14 protein-coding genes are annotated in these 17,161 nt (G+C 65.7%); 4 read left to right on the plus strand and 10 right to left on the minus strand.

What is annotated here, in order from left to right; genetic code table 11:
- The 3 genes from QZ186_RS09565 to psbQ form a co-directional block, all read right to left on the minus strand.
- Positions 1-649: phosphate ABC transporter substrate-binding protein PstS (locus QZ186_RS09565; RefSeq protein WP_296416586.1), on the minus strand; the 649-nt coding region annotated here is incomplete at its 3' end.
- A 52-nt stretch (positions 650-701) separates the two neighbouring features.
- Positions 702-1,736 carry an FAD-binding oxidoreductase gene (locus QZ186_RS09570; RefSeq protein WP_296416587.1) on the minus strand — a complete coding sequence of 345 codons (1,035 nt, stop codon included), beginning with the start codon at positions 1,734-1,736 and terminating at the stop codon, positions 702-704.
- 44 nt (positions 1,737-1,780) lie between these two features.
- Positions 1,781-2,266 (minus strand): photosystem II protein PsbQ, encoded by a 486-nt coding sequence (gene psbQ / locus QZ186_RS09575; RefSeq protein ID WP_010313827.1) that lies wholly within the window; start codon positions 2,264-2,266, stop codon positions 1,781-1,783.
- Positions 2,267-2,383: 117 nt separating this feature from the next.
- Here psbQ and purU point away from each other — a divergent pair, with 117 nt between their 5' ends.
- On the plus strand, positions 2,384-3,256 hold the full coding sequence (gene purU, locus QZ186_RS09580; RefSeq protein ID WP_296416588.1) for a formyltetrahydrofolate deformylase: 873 nt from the start codon (positions 2,384-2,386) through the stop codon (positions 3,254-3,256).
- Positions 3,253-4,545: an O-antigen ligase family protein gene (locus QZ186_RS09585; protein WP_296416589.1), complete on the plus strand. Its 1,293-nt coding sequence runs from the start codon at positions 3,253-3,255 to the stop codon at positions 4,543-4,545. Before purU ends, QZ186_RS09585 begins: the two co-directional genes overlap by 4 nt.
- Here QZ186_RS09585 and QZ186_RS09590 read toward each other — a convergent pair.
- The 3 genes from QZ186_RS09590 to acnB are packed head-to-tail and all read right to left on the minus strand — an operon-like array spanning position 4,542 to position 10,155.
- Positions 4,542-6,068 carry a radical SAM protein gene (locus QZ186_RS09590; protein WP_296416596.1) on the minus strand — a complete coding sequence of 509 codons (1,527 nt, stop codon included), beginning with the start codon at positions 6,066-6,068 and terminating at the stop codon, positions 4,542-4,544. The genes QZ186_RS09585 and QZ186_RS09590 overlap by 4 nt on opposite strands.
- A 56-nt stretch (positions 6,069-6,124) precedes the next feature.
- Positions 6,125-7,534 carry a ClC family H(+)/Cl(-) exchange transporter gene (locus QZ186_RS09595; protein WP_296416591.1) on the minus strand — a complete coding sequence of 470 codons (1,410 nt, stop codon included), beginning with the start codon at positions 7,532-7,534 and terminating at the stop codon, positions 6,125-6,127.
- 5 nt (positions 7,535-7,539) lie between these two features.
- Positions 7,540-10,155 (minus strand): bifunctional aconitate hydratase 2/2-methylisocitrate dehydratase, encoded by a 2,616-nt coding sequence (gene acnB / locus QZ186_RS09600; RefSeq protein ID WP_010313816.1) that lies wholly within the window; start codon positions 10,153-10,155, stop codon positions 7,540-7,542.
- Positions 10,156-10,292: 137 nt separating this feature from the next.
- On the opposite strand from acnB, the gene QZ186_RS09605 reads away from it, so the two are divergent.
- Entirely contained in the window at positions 10,293-11,366 is a 1,074-nt protein-coding gene (locus tag QZ186_RS09605) for a 3-deoxy-7-phosphoheptulonate synthase (RefSeq protein ID WP_296416593.1), read from the plus strand.
- A 144-nt stretch (positions 11,367-11,510) separates the two neighbouring features.
- Entirely contained in the window at positions 11,511-11,846 is a 336-nt protein-coding gene (locus QZ186_RS09610) for a hypothetical protein (RefSeq protein WP_010313812.1), read from the plus strand.
- Here the strand turns inward: QZ186_RS09610 and QZ186_RS09615 are convergent.
- The 4 genes from QZ186_RS09615 to QZ186_RS09630 all read right to left on the minus strand — a co-directional run bounded on the left by QZ186_RS09615 (position 11,836) and on the right by QZ186_RS09630 (position 17,117).
- On the minus strand, positions 11,836-12,504 hold the full coding sequence (locus QZ186_RS09615; RefSeq protein ID WP_296416594.1) for a dolichol kinase: 669 nt from the start codon (positions 12,502-12,504) through the stop codon (positions 11,836-11,838). The genes QZ186_RS09610 and QZ186_RS09615 overlap by 11 nt on opposite strands.
- 19 nt (positions 12,505-12,523) lie before the next feature.
- Positions 12,524-13,489: an RpoD/SigA family RNA polymerase sigma factor gene (locus QZ186_RS09620; RefSeq protein WP_029626052.1), complete on the minus strand. Its 966-nt coding sequence runs from the start codon at positions 13,487-13,489 to the stop codon at positions 12,524-12,526.
- A gap of 193 nt (positions 13,490-13,682) precedes the next feature.
- The gene (gene ppk1 / locus QZ186_RS09625; RefSeq protein WP_296416595.1) at positions 13,683-15,827 is read right to left on the minus strand and encodes a polyphosphate kinase 1; all 2,145 of its coding nucleotides are present in this window, start codon (positions 15,825-15,827) and stop codon (positions 13,683-13,685) included.
- A gap of 48 nt (positions 15,828-15,875) precedes the next feature.
- Positions 15,876-17,117 (minus strand): MFS transporter, encoded by a 1,242-nt coding sequence (locus QZ186_RS09630; protein ID WP_247476680.1) that lies wholly within the window; start codon positions 17,115-17,117, stop codon positions 15,876-15,878.
- Positions 17,118-17,161: the final 44 nt, after the last annotated feature.

Consider the following 17,161-nt stretch of genomic DNA (forward strand, 5'->3'; position numbering starts at 1 on the left):
TCTCGACGTAGCCCAGGGCGCCCTTGATCTGCTGCAGGCTGGCGGCCATGCCCTCATTGCCCTTGGCGCCAAGACCGATGGGCCACTTGATTGATTTTCCGGAGCCCGGTCCCGAGGCCCAGGCGGGGCTGAAGGCCGAGAGGGACTTGGTGAAGTTGTAGGTCGTGCCGGAGCCGTCGGAGCGGTAGACCACCTTGATGGCCTGATCAGAGCAACCCAGGTCGCTGTAGTTGGTGATCTTGCCTTCGAAGATTCCGACCAGCTGCTGTTGGGTCAGCTTCAGTTCGCAGCCGGGGTTGTTGTAGGCCACGGCGATCGCGCCGGCGGTCATGGGGACCTGCACGGCACCGCGCTGGATGCCGGCGGCGTCCTCGTCGCTCAGGGGCTTGTCGCTGGCGGCAAAGTCAACGGTGGCGGCCTCGAACTGGCGGATGCCAGCGCCCGAACCCACCGACTGGTAATTGACCTTCACCTCGCCCTTGGAGGCCAAGTCCTGGAACCAGCGCAGGTAAATCGGAGCGGGGAAGGTGGCCCCGGCACCCTGTAGGCGGGCGCTGGACGCACCGCCGCCAGAGCCAGATCCGCCGCAGGCCGTCAGGGCCAGGACGGCCAGGAGGCCCAGGGGGACCAGGGTGCGGGTGCGAAGCATCGTCGGCAGATGTCGACAAGAGCCCCAAGGCTAAAGAAGCCCCCTCCAGTGGTCAGCCTTGTTCGATCTGCTCAGCCACCCAGGCGGCCGTGGCCGGAGCCAACAGGACGCCATTGCGGTAGTGGCCGCTAGCCAGCAGTAATCCCGGTTCGAGCTGCTCCAGCAGCGGTGCGGGCCGGCCCAGGGGACGGGCCCTCAGCCCCTGCCACTGACGCAACACCGTGGCCCGTTGCAGCCAGGCTGGGGCCTTGCCGTCGAGCTCGCGCAGGGCAAGCAGCTGCTCGGGCTGTCCTTGCCGTTGATCAATTTCCACCGTGGCGCCAAGCCAGAGGCGTCCCTGGGGCCGCGGCACCAAGTTGATGCCGCTCCAGCTCAGGCTCCCCGGCCAGTTGAGGGGGGCCTGATCACCGTCTGCGAGTTGCAGTTCTAGGGCCTGGCCGAGCACCGGGTGTTGGGGTCGCTCGTGGCCCAGGGGCTCCAGCAACGCTGAACTGCTCAGGCCGGCACTGAGGACGACCCAGTCGTAGGACCCCTGTCCGCCGACGACGCGCCATTGGCCGCTTCCGCTGCGCTCCAGCCCGCGGACCGCCGTCGCGTTGAGCTGGACCCCAAGCCGTGCCCCGTCCTCCTGCAGCGCCCGCATGGCTGGGATGGGATCGAGTTGGCCATCCTCCGGGGAGAGAAGTCCCCCGAGGGACGGTTGGGGGATGAGCGGCCTGAGGGTCTCGAGTGCTGCGGGATCCAGCAGGCGCAGGTCCTGCCGCTGCTCCGCCAGTTGGGCCTGCGCCTCTTGCTCGGCCGCCGTGGTGGCGAGCTGCAGGAGGCCGGGGCGAAAGGGCAGGACATGGCCCCGCTGCTGGAGCTCCTCCCGCCACTGCCGCCAGAGGGCGTGGGACTGCTGCCGCAGCCTCCAGCCCCGGCCGCTGCTGCGGCGAAAGACGCGAGCCATCAACAGCCCCAGGGCCGCGCTGCTGCCGGCGTCTGCGCCTTGGGCTTGCCCCAGCTGGGGGTCAAACAGCGTGACCTGGTGCCCGCTCCGCTGCAGGTGCCAGGCCACAGAAAAGCCCACCACGCCGGCTCCGATCACGCAGATCGAGGAGGGCCGGCTGGTGGGCAGGGGGTTCAGCGGATTCAGATCTGCTTGAGGTCGGACTGAACCTGCTCAGGAAGGATCTGGGCGTAACGACCGAAACCGCTGGCGACCTTGATGTAGGACTTGCTGAGGTTGTTGGCGTCCTGCAGACGGGCGGCTTCGTCGAGGTCGGCCAGGGCGGCCTTCAGATCGGTGGCCAGCTTGGTGGCCTCAGCGCGGTCGCCGGGCAGCAGACGCTGGTTGATGTAGAGCATCTCGCGGCCCACTTCCTGCATGGGGCCGTGGATCAGGTTGCGGGTGAAGACCCAGTTGCGCTCATTCACCAGGGTGGCGAGCTCAGGCAGACGGTCGCGCGCTGCCAGGAAGCCTTCGGCCTGGCGCTCGATCACGGTGATGTCGTCAGCACTCAGGGTGGGGGCCTTCGCTTTGGCGCCACCGCAGGCGGTCAGGCCAAAGCTGATCACCAGAGCGAGGGCCGCCAGGGCCAGTCGCCGCAGGCCGGAATAGAGCGGTTGAGCAGCCATTGTTGCTGAGCTTGATTGCGGGACTTTACCCAGGGCCACTGGCCTGGGAGCTCTCCATAACGAGCTGCAACGGCTTGAACGGCAGAATTCAGGTCTCCCGGGCTTTGACGCCATTCCATGACGGCTGCCACCGCCATCCTTCAGATGATTTGCCCGGACCAGCCGGGTCTTGTGCGGGAGCTCTCCGGTTGGGTGGCGGGCAACGGCGGCAACATCGTCCACGCCGATCACCACAGCGACCAAGGGGCTGGTCTGTTCCTGAGCCGCATCGAGTGGCAGCTCGAGGGGTTCGGCTTGCCCCGGGAAGCGATTGCTCCGGCGGCGGCCTCCCTGGCGGAGCGCCTTGGTGGTGAACAGAGGGTCACCTTCTCGGATCAGCGCCCGCCTGTGGCGATCTTCGTCAGCAAGCAGGACCACTGTTTCTTGGATCTGCTCTGGCGTGTGCGCACCGGCGAGTTGCCGATGCGGGTGCCGCTGGTGGTCTCCAACCATCCCGATCTGGGTTCGATCGCCGAGGAGTTCGGCGCCCAGTTCGCCCATGTGCCGATCAACAACGCCAACCGCCAGGAGGCCGAGGCCCGTCACCTGGAGCTGTTGAAGGAGCACGGCATTGAGTTGGTGATCCTGGCCAAGTACATGCAGGTGCTGACGCCAGCCTTTTTGGCGGCCTTTGACCCGCCGGATGCCTTCCACCGGGTGATCAACATCCACCATTCCTTCCTGCCGGCCTTCATGGGGGCGCAGCCTTATCACCGGGCCTGGGAGCGGGGGGTGAAGTTGATCGGGGCCACCGGGCACTACGTGACCGATGAGCTCGATGCGGGCCCGATCATTGCCCAGTCCACCGTCAACGTGAGCCACCGCGATGAGGTGGAGGATCTGATCCGCAAAGGCCGCGATACCGAGCGTCTGGCCTTGGCACGGGCGGTGCGCTTGCATCTGAAGCGACAGGTGATGGTCTACCGCGGCCGTACAGCGGTGTTCGAATGACCCAGCTCTGGCGCAAGCCGCTGCAGGCCGGTTTGGTGTTGCTCGATGGGGAGCGGCCGGCGGCGGCGACCCTCTGGGGTTGGCGTTGCTTCCAGGTCGCCCTGCTGCTGCTGCCGGCCAGTGCGCTTCTGGCGGGGTTGCTGCTGTTTGTGGCCTTGATCCTGGGGAGCCGTCAGCCGACCGCCTGGCGGGACGATCGGGTCAATTGGTTGCTGGCTGGCATCGGTCTGTGGATGCTCCTGGGCTGCTTCAGCGCCTCCAGCGGCTGGCTGGCCTGGGTGGGCCTGGGCAATTGGCTTCCGTTTTTCTGGGCGTTCTGGGCCTATCAGCCCTATCTGGCCACGCCCGAGGCCCGGCGCCGGGTGGCCCTGTGGCTGGTGGCCGGCACCGTTCCGGTTCTGGGGACCGGCTTTGGCCAGATGGTGCTCGGCTGGAGCGGCCCCTATGAACTGTTGGGTGGGGCGATCGTCTGGTGGATCCGCGGTGGTGGCAATCCGCCTGGGCGGCTCTCGGGCCTGTTTGATTACGCCAACATCACGGCGGCCTGGCTGGCCTTGAGCTGGCCTTTGGTGCTGGCGGCCTTTCTGCAGCACTGCCGCCGCTGGCGCTCCGGCCCGCTGGCCTTTGGGCTCTGGGGCATCAGCTTTGCCCTGGTGGTCACCCAGGTGGCCGAGATGCTGGCCACCGACTCCCGCAACGGTTGGGGTGCCCTGGTCCTGGCGGTGCCGATCGTGCTGGGCCCGGGGCGCTGGATTTGGTTGTTGCCCCTGCTGCTGTTGGCGCTGGTGCCCGTTGCCCTGGCCACCCTCCCGGGGGTGCCGGCGGTGATTCAGGCCCCCCTGCGGGAGATCGTTCCCCAGTCGATCTGGGGACGCCTGAACGATTTCAATTCCCATGGGGAGCGGCCCCTGGCGTTGACGCGTCTGAGTCAGTGGGGCACGGCCCTGGGGCTGGTGGGCGAGCGTCCTTGGCTGGGCTGGGGGGCGGCGGCCTTCAGCGTGATCTATCCCCTGCGGACGGGCCATTGGCATGGCCATCCCCACAACATCGCCTTGGATCTGGCCCTCAGTCACGGTCTGCCGGTGGCCGTGGGTCTGGTCGGTCTGGTGCTGTGGCTCTTGATCCGCGGCGTGAGGCTTGGCATGGCCAGTGGCGCGCTGTTTGAGCGGGCCTGGTGGGCCGCGGCGCTGGTGCTGGTGGTGCTCCATGCCACCGACATCCCGATGTACGACAGCCGCCTGAACATCGCCGGTTGGATCCTGCTGGCGGGTCTGCGCTGCCGGCTCTAGGCCAGGGCTTCGTCGTGGTGCTTGCGCAGGGTGGCCTTGGGTAGGGGGCCCTTGAGGTGCTCCCAGGGCAGGACCCGATCGGCGTCCCATGCCCCGTGGATGACCTCCTCCCAGGGGGGCAGTGGTGTGTCGGCTTCGCGGTAGGCCTGCTTCCAGCCGCCGAGTTTTTCGTGGCGGCCGCGCACCGCGGCGATCACGGGTGCAAGGCGCCGGTCGCTGCGGGAGAGCAGCGCCTGAATCACGCTCCAGCCGTAGCTCTCGGGGCGCAGGTCGATGCCCTTGGGCTTCAGCCGTTTGGCCAGGAGTTTCAGGCGTTTCTCGGCTTCGGGGCGGACGCCCTGCCACTGGAAGGGGGTGTGGGCCTTGGGCACAAAGGTGCTGACCCCGAGCGATAGGCGCAGCCCAGGGGTGGCCTTCTTGAGCTGCAGCAGCAGGTCGGCGGTGGCCTCAACATCGTCCTCGGTTTCCGAAGGCAGGCCGGCCATGCCGTAGAGCTTCAGGCCGCTGAGGCCGCCTTCTTTGGCGTAGCGGGCCGCGGCGTAGATCTCCTCGGTGGCCAGCTTTTTGTTGACCACCTCGCGCATGCGCTCGCTGCCGCTCTCGATGGCGATGGTCAGGGACTTGCTGCCGCGTTTGGCCAGGATCCGCCCGAGCTCGGGGGTGACGGTGGCGGCCCGCACGGAGCTGACGCTGACCCGGGTGTCGTCAAAGCGGTCCTGATCGAGCCACTGCAGTAGGTCGCCAAATTGCGGGTGCTGGGTGACCGAGGCCCCCAGCAGTCCCAGCCGTTGGGTGGCGCCTAGGCCCTTTTCCACGGCCGGGATGAGCCCGTCATCGAGGCTCGGCGTGCGGAAGGGCAGGGTGAGATAGCTAGCCAGGCAGAAGCGGCAGAGCTCCGGGCAGCTGCGCACCACCTCGACCATGTGGATAGAAGGCCAGGCCGCCTCCGGGGTGATCACCGTGGAGTGACTCAGGGTGTTGCCGCGCCAGGTCTGCTTTTCCACGGTTTCGGGAATGCCGGCCTCGATCGGTTCGATCGCCAGCAGGTCACCGCCCTCGCCGTAGCGGGGGGCATAGAGCGACGGGACATAGACACCGGGCACGGCCGCCAGGCGCCGCAGCCGCTGCTGGCGCGGGGCGGTTTTGCAGTCCTGCAGGGCATCGATAAAGGCCGGCAGCAGCAGCTCGCCATCGCCGAGCAGCACCGCGTCAAAGAAGGGCGCCAGGGGTTCGGGGTTGGCGGTGAGCACCGGCCCCCCGCCAAAGACGATCGGGTCGTTGTCGCCCCGTTCGCTTGCCCAGATCGGGATGCGCTGCTGCTCCAGCAGATCCAGCAGCACCGGCCCGTCGAGTTCCCAGCTCAGGGACAGGCCAAAGAGATCGCAGTGGCGGTGCTGCGGATCGCCCTGGTCGGTGAACAGCCGCCGCACATCCACATCGGCGCGCTGGGCCAAGGTCGCCCAGACCACCTGGTAGCCCAGGCTCGTGATCCCCACGGTGTAGGTGCTGGGGAAGGCCAACACCGCCCGAAGGGCACCCTGCTGCGCAGCAGCTGGCTCAAACAGCAGGGTTTCTTGGTTCAAAGGTCCCGCGGGCTGAGCGGTGTGCCCGGCAGCTTCATCTCCCCTTGGGTGCTGGTGGCACTGCTCTGCAGGGCCAGCTGGCGTTGGTAGATCGAGTGCTCGTGGGTGATGCGGGAGACCACGAAGCTCACCACGGCGCAGACGAACAGGGGCTTGAGGATCAGCAGGTCCTTGGTCAGGGCAAAGACCAGGAAGACGGCCGTGATCGGTGTGCGGGAGCAGGCGGCGATGAAGGCCGCCATTCCGGCGAAGACGTAGGTGCTTGGGGCATGGCCGGAGAGGTGCTCGGCAATGCCTGCGGCGGTCAGCCCCAGGGCGCCGCCCAGGGTGAGCATCGGTGCAAACAGGCCGCCCGGGGCCCCGGTGGCGGCGGCCAGGCCGGTGGCGAAAAACAGCAGCGTGAAGATGCCCACGGCCTTGTTGATCTCGACGTGGCCGTCGACGATCGTGTGCTGCAGGCCGGCGTTGTTGCGGAACTCAGCCGGCAGGGCGGCATAGAGGCAGCCCAGGGCGATGCCGCCCAGCAGCATCCGCACCACGATCTTTCCGGAGAAGAAGCGCTGCCCCAGGGACTGCATCTTCACCACGTAGCGGGTGTAGAGCTCCGCCAGCAGGCCCACCACAATCCCCAGGGCCACCAGATAGATCAGGTCCTTGGGCAGGAACTGAATATCGAGGTTGTACTCGCTGCTGATCTGGAAGCCCTTCTGGCCGATGCCCGCGCTTTGCTGGCCAAAGCCAGCCAGGCCCATGACGTCGGCCCAGAAGCTGCCGGCGAAGGCCGTGCCGAGCACCAGCAGCAGCAGGATCGGACCGGACTTCCGCAGCAGCTCCTCAATCGCATAGAAGAAGCCCCCCAGGGGGGCATGGAAGACGGCTGCGATCCCTGCGCCGCCGCCGGCCGCCACGATCACCCGCAGCAGCGAGGGCGGGGCCTTGAACCAGCGGGCCATCTGCCAGCCCACGGAACTGCCCATCTGAACGGCAGGACCCTCGGGTCCGAGCGGGAAGCCGCTGCCAATGGCCAGGATCCCCGCCAGCAATTTGACGATGGCCACCTGCAGGTTCATCGGCAGGCTCTGGCGCGAGAGGAAGCGCATCACCTGCGGGATCCCCGAGCCCGCCGCCGTTGGCGCCAGGGTGCTGATCAGCACCGCCGAGAGCAGGCCGCCGATCCCTCCCATTAAGGGCAGGACCAGCCAAGGGCTGGCGGTTTGCAGGAGCCCTAGGCGCCAACTGCCCAGCCAGCCCACGCCCGTTTTGAACAGCAGGCCGGCGGCCGCAGCCCCCAGGCCGGTGACGATCAGGGTGAGAACGACAGCCGGCCAGCGCTGCTGGACCATCCGCTCCAGGTTGCGGCTGGTCCTCCAGGACTGCAGTTCCAGCTTCAGGCCATGGGTTTGCAATGCCCTTAGACCCCTGCCAGCACTTTCGCCTCGTCGTCGCTACTGACCACGCGACCGCTGTCCTCAAAGCCCTCGATCTGATCGAAGTTCAGGTAGCGGTAGAGCTCAGCGCCCTTGGGATCGATCTTGGCGGCTGCGATGGCCAGGTACTGCTCCTTGCTGGGGAGCCGGCCCAGCTGGGCGCAGACCGCAGCCAGCTCGGCGCTGCCCAGATACACCTGGGCGCCATTGCCCAAGCGGTTGTTGAAGTTGCGGGTGCTGGTGGAGAACACCGTGGTGTTGTCCTCCACCCGCGCCTGGTTGCCCATGCAGAGGGAGCAACCGGGCATCTCCATGCGGGAGCCGGCCTTCTCGAAGATGGCGTAGTAGCCCTCCTGCTTGAGCATCTCCTCATCCATCCGGGTGGGTGGGCAGACCCAGAGGCGAGCCGTGTTCTCCCCTTGTCCCTCCAGGACGGTGGCGGCGGCGCGGTAGTGGCCGATGTTGGTCATGCAGGAGCCGATGAACACCTCATCGATCTGACTCCCGGCCACATCCGAGAGGGTTTTGACGTTGTCGGGGTCGTTCGGGCAGGCCAGGATCGGCTCGGTGATCTCATCGAGGTTGATCTCGATCACCGCGGCGTACTCAGCGTTGGCGTCGGCTTCCATCAGCACGGGATTGGCCAGCCAGTCCTCCATGGCCTTGATCCGGCGGGCCAGGGTGCGGGCATCGCTGTAGCCCCGCGCGATCATGTTCTTGAGCAGCGCCACGTTGCTGCGCAGGTACTCGCTGACGGTCTCCACAGAGAGCTTGATGGTGCTGCCGGCGCAGGAGCGCTCGGCGGTGGCATCGGTCAGCTCGAAGGCTTGCTCCAGCTTCAGGTCGGGCAGGCCCTCGATCTCCATGATTCGGCCGCTGAAGATGTTCTTCTTGCCGGCCTTCTCCACCGTCAGCAGCCCCTGCTGGATCGCCACGTAGGGAATGGCATTGACCACATCCCGCAGGGTGACGCCGGGCTGCAGGGAGCCGGAGAACTTCACCAGCACCGACTCGGGCATGTCCAGGGGCATCGCACCGATGGCGGCGGCGAAGGCCACCAGGCCGGAGCCGGCGGGGAAGGAGATGCCCAGGGGGAAGCGGGTGTGGCTGTCACCGCCGGTGCCCACGGTGTCGGGCAGCAGCATCCGGTTCAGCCAGCTGTGGATGATGCCGTCGCCGGGGCGCAGGGCGACGCCGCCGCGGGAGCTAATGAAGTCGGGCAGCTCGGCGTGGGTCTTGAGGTCCACCGGCTTGGGGTAGGCCGCGGTGTGGCAGAAGCTCTGCATCACCAGATCGGCGGAGAAGCCCAGGCAGGCCAGCTCCTTCATCTCATCGCGGGTCATCGGCCCGGTGGTGTCCTGGGAGCCGACCGTGGTCATCAGCGGCTCACAGCTGGTGCCGGGGCGCACGCCCGGCAGGCCGCAGGCCTTGCCCACCATTTTTTGGGCCAGGGTGAAGCCCTTGCCGGTGTCGGCGGGGGCACTGGGCCGGATGAAGAGGTCGCTGGCGGGCAGGCCCAGTTGGGCGCGCACCTTGTCGGTCAAGGCACGGCCGATCATCAGGGGGATGCGGCCGCCGGCACGCACCTCATCGGTGATCGTGCTCGGCTTGAGCTCGAAGCGGGCCACCACGTCACCGGCATTGGCCTCGCCCGCTGCCCGCTCGATCGTGCCGGCGTAGGGGCGAATCGTGATGACATCGCCGGAGTTCAGGGCGGTGACATCGCACTCAATCGGCAGGGCGCCGGAGTCCTCAGCGGTGTTGAAGAAGATCGGCGCGATCTTGCCGCCGAGCACCACGCCGCCACTGCGCTTGTTGGGCACGTGGGGGATGTCGGTGCCGGTGTGCCAGAGCACCGAGTTGATGGCGGATTTACGGGAGCTGCCGGTGCCGACCACGTCGCCGACGTAGGCCACGGGATGGCCCTTTTGCTTGAGCTCGGCGATCAGATCCAGGCCGCCGGGCATCCGGGTCTCGAGCATCGCCGTGGCGTGCAGCGGGATGTCCGGACGGGTGGTGGCGTGGGTTGCCGGGGAGAGGTCATCGGTGTTGGTCTCGCCTTCCACCTTGAAGACCGTGACGGTGATCTCCGCCGGCAGCTCGGGCTTGGCGGTGAACCACTCGGCATTGGCCCAGCTATCGATGACCCGTTTGGCCTGGGTGTTGCTGGCGGCCAGCTCCAGGACATCGTTGTAGGCGTCGTAGACCAGCAGGGTGCGGCAGAGCCCAGTCGCGGCGGCGTCAGCGATGGCTGCGTCCGCGTGGGAGAGCAGCTCGATCAGGGCGCCGACGTTGTAGCCGCCGATCATGGTGGCCAGCAGCTTCACCGCTTCCACGGGAGCGACCAGGGGGCTGGTGGTTCTGCCCTGGGCCACGGCACTGAGCCAGTCCGCTTTGACGTAGGCCGCCTCATCCACGCCGGGGGGGATGCGCTCCGAGAGCAGATGCAGCAGGAACTCCTCTTCCCCGGCGGGGGGTGCCTGCAGCAGTTCAGTCAGGGCCTGGGTTTCGGCGGCTGTCAGCGGCAGGGCGGGGACCCCTTGGGCTTCTCGCTCCGCAGCGGCGGCGCGGTAGTCGGCAAGGAAGCTGCTGGCGGACATCGGCGCTGGAACCCCAGGGGGCCTCGATCGGTGGACGTCCGACCATTGTTCTTTGCCGCCGGTCCCCCCCGTTGTGACGAACGATGCGACTGGGCTTTTAGGGTGGGTTGCTCCGAGCCCCTGGGATGGTTGCCGGCATGATTCCCACCTCTGATCTCCACGTGGTGGAAACCCGGCCCCTGGTGGCGCCCACCCTGCTGCACGGGGAGCTGCCACTGAGCGAGACCGCTGGGCGCACCGTGCGCGAGGCCCGCGAGCGCATCAAGGCCATCCTTCGGGGTGACGACCAGCGTTTGCTGGTGATCGTTGGACCCTGCTCGGTCCATGACGTGGACGCGGCCCAGGAATACGCCGCCGCCATCGCTGAAGAGCACAAGCGCCACCGCGATCAACTCGAGGTGGTGATGCGGGTCTATTTCGAGAAACCCCGCACCACCGTCGGTTGGAAGGGGTTAATCAATGACCCGCATCTGGACGGCAGCTACGACATCAACACCGGTCTGCGCCTGGCACGCGGCCTGCTGCTGCATCTGGCCGACATGGGGCTACCGGCTGCCACGGAGCTGTTGGACCCTGTCGTTCCCCAGTACATCGCTGATCTGATCAGCTGGACGGCCATCGGCGCCCGCACCACCGAAAGCCAGACCCACCGGGAAATGGCCTCTGGGCTGTCCATGCCCATCGGTTTCAAGAACGGCACCGACGGCAGCGCCATCACCGCCATCAATGCGATGGAGGCGGCAGCACGCCCCCACCATTTCCTGGGCATTAATAAGGATGGCCAAGCGGCCATCGTCACCACCACCGGTAACCCCGATGGGCACCTGGTGCTGCGGGGCGGCAAGCAGGGCACCAACTACCACCGAGAGGCGATTGAAGAAGCCTCGGCTGCTCTGGTGAAAGACGGACTGCCGGCTCGGGTGATGGTGGATTGCAGCCACGGCAACTCCAATAAGGACTACCGCCGTCAAGGCGAGGTGGCGGCGCAGGTGGCTGAGCAACTGCGGGCGGGCTCCCGCGATGTCATGGGCGTGATGATCGAGAGCCATTTGGTGGCTGGTAATCAGAAGATCAGCCCCGATCGCTCGGCCCTCACCTATGGCCAGAGCATCACCGACGCCTGCATCGATCTGCAGACGACCCGTGAGGTGCTGGCGAGCTTGGCTGATGCGGTTGCGGCGGCCCAGAGCGCTTCTGCCGTCGCGGTTTAAGCGAAGCGTTTTGCTCAATTAGCACTCGAAGATCGAGAGTGCTAATTGCCTTCGGTGCTCAATAGTGTGGTTTAAAACTGTTGGCAGTGAGCAGAATCTTCTGCCTGTCCAATTACCTTGTCTGCAACTGAAAGGGGGCTGCCTATGGCCTATCTGCTGCAGTTTTTTGGTCTGTCTGATCCGTTGCAGCTGTTTTACCTGCAGCAAAGTTCCGTGGATGGTGCCGGTCCGGTGTTCACGGGCTTTCGCCCGGTTCAGCTGGATGCCTTGATGGCCTGGGCCCTGGAGACCGCCAGTTGCCGCCAGTGGGATCCAGAGCTGACCCAGCGCAGTGTGATGAACGCTTGGATGGAGCGCGCTGAGGCGATCCGCCAGTGGCAGTTGTGTTTGCGCAGTGAACCCGGAGAGACCCAGTTGGTCACCGGCCTTGGCACCCAACGGGACTGGGAGCAGCGCTGTGAGGCGATGCTCAGGGCATAGCGAGTTGCCAGAGATAAGCGGTGGCTAATGGCACGCTCAGGTTGTCGAGGCCAAAGCCACTCAGTTGCTCGAGCCCCGTGGCGGCGATCGCGATGGCAGCCGCAGCCACCAAGCTGGGTGCGGCTGCGCCCGTTCCCTGGGCGACTCCGATCAACAGGGCCAGGACCAGCCAGCTGGTGAGGGCCATGGCCGCGGTGCCCGCGAGTGATTTGGTTTGCCCGAAGAGCTGCCATCGCGGTGACTGGATCTGGGGGCCCACCAGCCCCGCGAGTCCATCGCCGCAGGCCATTACCAGAACGCCTGCGGCCACGGGTAGCGGTTGCTGGGGCCAGAACAGGGCCAGGAGAATCGTGATCGAGGCGCCGTAGGCAATCGTCCCGTAGCTGTGGCGTCCGACGTCCTCGACGGCAGGCAGCAGGCGGAAGCGGTGGTTCAGGGCGGTGCCCAGCGTGACCAGGGCCGCGGCGCCCAGGGCCAGGCCTCGCGGAATCGCAAAGGCCCAGGCCAGGAGCACGACCGCGCCAGTGCCGATATGGACGACCTTGCGGCTCCACTCCTTCTGTTGCGGCCAGCGCCGGCGTACCGCCAGGGCCGTCAGCAGCACAGCAGCAAGCCAGGCCAAGACAGCGGCCACGCCCAGGAGCTGTTGCGTGACCACAGAACTCAGGCGATACGGCTCAAGCAGCCTGCTGGTAGTTGGTCATCAGGCGCAGCTTGAGAATCGCTTTCGATTCCAACTGACGCACCCGTTCGCGGGAGACGTTGATCTGGCGTCCGATTTCCGCCAGGGTCAGGGGCTCTTGGCCGGCGAGTCCAAAGCGCAGTTCGATGATCTTGCGCTCGCGCTCATTGAGCTGGGAGAGCCAGGTGCCCAGGTGCTCCTTCTGCAGGTTGCGATCCATGGAATCCATGGACTCGTTGCTGTTGGGATCCGCGATCAGCTCGCCGAGGGTGCTCCGGTCGTCGTCGCCTCGGGCATGGGCATCGAGGGAGGCGCAGGGGGCGCTTTGGGTGATCAGCTCTTCCAGCTCTTCCGGTTGCATGCCCATGGCATGGGCCAGCTCCAGGCGGTTGGGTTGGCGGCCAAAGCGATGGGAGAGCTCGCGGGTGATGCGACGCATCTTCGAGAGCTTCTCGCTCACATGAATCGGCAAGCGAATCGTGCGGGCGCTGTTGTCGATGGCCCGGGTCATGCCCTGGCGAATCCACCAGTAGGCATAGGTCGAGAACTTGTAGCCCATGGCGGGGTCGAACTTGTCGACGGCTCGCTCCAGACCAATCGCGCCCTCTTGGACCAGGTCAAGCAGTTCCAGGCCTTGGTTCTGATATTTCTTGGCGACGCTGACGACGAGCCGCAGGTTGGCGGCCATCATTCGATCCCGGGCGCGGGTGCCCATCCGGATCTGATGTTTTTGGCGGGCGGTGAGTTCGGCGGCGGGGAGCTCCTGCAGACGCTTCATCGCCTGCACATGGTGAGCCAACTCAATCTCTTCGGCGGGAGTGAGGAGGGGTACCCGGCCGATATTGCTCAGGTACCAGCCGATCGAGTCAGCACTAAGGCGACCTCCCTGCCGGGACGCGGCGGATCGAGCCGTTGATTTGTTGCTCGAAGAGCCTGAAGCAGCGGGCTTGTTTGCAGGCATGGCAGCAGATGCGCAGGCTTCGGAGGTTGCTTTGGGCGGTTGGTTGTCTCTGCAGGGTTGCAGAACTGAACTAAAGGCCGCAAAACGAATTGATTTGGCCGGAATGTAGCACTCCTGGCCACTGCGAGATGTCAGGAATTGGAAGACTTACTAAGGCCTTTTCGTTCGTTTTTCTTTCTGTTTGTAGCCCTCGCTACGCGCCCGCCTCGACAGGGATCAGGCCCTTTCTCCAGCCATCCATCAAGTTGGCTTGCACGGCGATGTTGTCCTCTTCGGGAATGCGGCGGCTGAAGCTGCCATCGCTCTGCATGTCCCAGGCTGTGCAGTTGTCATTGAGATAGCTGTCGATCAGCCGTGTCAGCCGTTCGTGTAGATCGGGATCTTCGACGGGGACCACCGCTTCGACGCGCCGGTCGAGATTGCGACCCATCCAGTCGGCACTGCCGATATACGTCTCGTGCTTGCCGCCGTTCTCGAACCAGAACAGACGGGAGTGCTCCAGGAAGCGACCAATGACGCTGCTCACCCTGATGTTGTCGCTGACACCCGCCAGCCCAGGCCGCAAGCTGCACATCCCGCGCACCACGAGGTCGACCTGGACACCTGCTTGGGAGGCCTCGTAGAGCAGGGCGATGATGCGCGGGTCCACCAGGGCGTTCATCTTGGCCTTGATGGCGGCGGGCTGACCGGCCTTGGCGTGCTCGATCTCCCGTCGGATGAGTTCTTGCATGCGGCGCCGCAGGCTCACCGGCGCCACCAGGAGGCGCCGGAAATCCTGTTGCTTGGAGAACCCCGTCAGATAGTTGAACAGTTCGGCCAGGTCCTGCCCCAGTTCCGGCCGGGCGGAGAGCAGACCCAGGTCCGTGTAGAGGGCTGCGGTTTTGGAGTTGTAGTTGCCTGTGCCGATGTGGCAGTAGCTGCGCAGCAGATCCTTTTCCTTGCGCACCACCAGCGTGATCTTGGTGTGGGTTTTCAGGCCGATCACCCCGTAGACCACGTGGACGCCTGAGCGCTCCAGTTGGCGGGCCCACTGAATGTTGTTGTCCTCGTCGAAGCGTGCCTTGAGCTCGACCAGCACCATCACCTGCTTGCCGTTCTCTGAGGCGCGAATCAGGGCGGCAATGATCGGGGAGTCTTTCGAGACCCGATAGAGGGTCATCTTGATGGCCAGCACCGAGGGGTCATCGGCGGCCTGATTGATGAACTCCTCGACGGAGGTGGAAAAGAGGTCAAACGGGTGATGCAGGAGCACATCACCGCGGCGCAGCACCGAGAAGATGCTGGTGAATTCCTCGGCCTTAATCGAGCCGTCCTCCAGCAGGCTCTTCTGAGCCCGAGCCAACTTGGCGTGGGTGCGCCCCCGGTGCGGTGCATCCTTCAAGGCCGGCAGGGGAATGGCCAGCAGGCACATCAGATCATCGAGGCCCAGCGGACCGCCGACCCGATAGAGATCCTCCGGTTCAACGCCGGTGCCCTCCAGCAGCAGTTCCACCACGGCATCCGGCATCTCATCAGCGACCTCCAGGCGCACCACCTCGCCGCCCATGCGTCGTTTGCGCAGGCCCTGCTGCAGGGCTTCCATCAGGTCGTCGGCTTCCAGGTCCCGTAACTCCAGGTCCGCATCTCGGGTGACCCGGAAGAAGTAGTGCCCTTCCACTTCCATCCCAGGGAAGAGCAGCTGCAGGTTGAAGGCCACCACCTGCTCCAGGGGGACGGCGGTGAAGACCGGTTGCGGTTCGGTGGTGCTCAGTTCGGCCGGCAGTTCGACAAACCGCGGCAGGTTCTTTTGCGGGACCTTGACCCGGGCGAATTGTTGAACGCCGCTATCGGGATCGCGGATTAAGGCCGCGATGTTCAAGCTCAGGTTGCTGATGAAGGGGAAGGGGTGCGCCGGGTCCACCGCCAGGGGCGTGAGCACCGGGAAGATGGCGCGCTGGAAGTAGTCGTTGACCCAGGCCTTCTGCTTCTGATTCAGTCCCCGGTAGTCGAGAAGATGGACGCCGGCCTCGGCCAGCTGGTGCTTCAGGTAGTGGCGGTAGTGGGCCTGTTGTTGCTGCAGCAGCGGTGCGAGTTCTTTGCGCACCAGCGCCAGCTGTTGGGTGGGGGTTAGTCCGTCGTCGCTCAGGGTCTGAACGCCTGCTTCCACCTGTGACTTCAGTGAAGCCACACGGACCATGAAAAATTCGTCGAGGTTATTGCTGAAGATCGCGCTGAATTTGGCCTGCTCCAGCAGCGGCGTGTGCTCGCTCAGGGCTTGGGCCAGCACCCTCTGGTTGAAGGCGATCCAGCTGAGCTCCCGATTGATGTAGAGCTCCGGAGCAACCACTGGATCAGCCATGGATGACCCATCACTTTCTGCTGATCAACGTAGCAATCAGAAGGGATCTCAGGCGTGTTGCTCGCGACGCGGCAGGCCTCCAGCCACCAGGGCTGCGACCCCCGCGAGCACCGTGATGCCCAGCCAGAAGGGACTGCGTTGTCCCACCACGTCGTAGGCCAGGCCGGCGAGGGGAGGGCCGATAAAACTGCCCAGGCTCTGGAGGCCCTGAAGGCTTCCCAGGGCTGCCCCCTGGCCGGAGTCATCCAGGCGCCTGGAGACCAGGGCCCGCAGGCAGGGGGTCACCAGGCCGGTGCCGAGGGCCAGGATCGCAACGGCGGGAAAGACGACACGGGTGGCGTTCTCGGCGGTCGCCATCGGCACCAGCAGGCAGCCGGCGATCACGAAGCCCAACCCCGCCAGGGTCAGTCGCCATTCGCCAAAGCGTTTCACCAGAGGTCCGATCAAGCCCCCCTGGACGACCGTCGCCACGATGCCGACCACCAAGAAGGCATTAGCGGCTAAGCCCGGTCCCCAATCAAAGGCCTGTTTGAAATAGAGGACCAGCACGGCTGTGAAGCCGTTGAAGGCGAGAAAAAAGAGAAAGAACGCCCCACACAAGCGGCGCACCTGGGGGTTGGTGAACACCTTCTGCAGGGCGATCAAGGGATTGAGGTCCCGTTTGCGTGGCATCGCCAGCCGCGCCTCGGGCGGGTGGGTTTCTGGCAACAGCAGCAGCACCAGCACCAGGTTGATCAGGGCGAAGGCCGCGGCGGCCCACACCGGCAGGGTGACGTTGGTCTGGGAGAGCAGGCCGCCAAAGGCGGGGCCCAGGATGAAGCCCAGGCCGAAGGCCACGCCAATCAGACCAAAAGCCTTGGCACGGTTTTCTGGGGTCGAGATATCCGCGAGCACTGCCCCTGCCGTGGCGGCGGTGCCGCCGCTCACCCCATCAATGAGTCGGGCGGTAAACAGCAGGATCAGGGGAAGGCTCGTCCCGGCGGCCCAGGGAATGGCCTGCCAATCAATGCTGACCGTGATCGCAAAAAGGCTCAAGCCGAGCACCGAGCCCGCCACACAAATGCCGATGACGGGTTTGCGGCCAAAGCGATCGCTCAGGGAGCCAATCAGGGGGGTGACGGCGAATTGGGCGATCGCGTAACTCCCGGCCAGCAGCCCCAGGGTGCGGCCGTTGTCCGTGAAGCTCGCCAGCAGGAAGGGCAGCAAGGGGAAAACAATGCTTTCCCCGAGCCGATCGTTCAGCAGCGTGAGGAACGCGCAGAGAGAGGTGGAGGGCCGTTTCCAGCTCACAGGGCTGTCCCCAGTGTTTGCCTCACCTTCCCATGGAGGCTTGA

Origin of the sequence: Vulcanococcus sp. DEBay_Sum29NL08_54 (genome assembly GCF_017859255.1) — a bacterium.
GTDB lineage: Bacteria > Cyanobacteriota > Cyanobacteriia > PCC-6307 > Cyanobiaceae > Vulcanococcus.

Coding starts and splice junctions, on each gene's coding strand:
- psbQ (WP_010313827.1), bottom strand. CDS start 2,266: ATGGCTGCTCAACCGCTCTATTCCGGCCTGCGGCGACTGGCCCTGGCG.
- purU (WP_296416588.1), top strand. CDS start 2,384: ATGACGGCTGCCACCGCCATCCTTCAGATGATTTGCCCGGACCAGCCG.
- QZ186_RS09585 (WP_296416589.1), top strand. CDS start 3,253: ATGACCCAGCTCTGGCGCAAGCCGCTGCAGGCCGGTTTGGTGTTGCTC.
- acnB (WP_010313816.1), bottom strand. CDS start 10,155: ATGTCCGCCAGCAGCTTCCTTGCCGACTACCGCGCCGCCGCTGCGGAG.
- QZ186_RS09605 (WP_296416593.1), top strand. CDS start 10,293: ATGATTCCCACCTCTGATCTCCACGTGGTGGAAACCCGGCCCCTGGTG.
- QZ186_RS09610 (WP_010313812.1), top strand. CDS start 11,511: ATGGCCTATCTGCTGCAGTTTTTTGGTCTGTCTGATCCGTTGCAGCTG.
- QZ186_RS09620 (WP_029626052.1), bottom strand. CDS start 13,489: ATGCCTGCAAACAAGCCCGCTGCTTCAGGCTCTTCGAGCAACAAATCA.
- ppk1 (WP_296416595.1), bottom strand. CDS start 15,827: ATGGCTGATCCAGTGGTTGCTCCGGAGCTCTACATCAATCGGGAGCTC.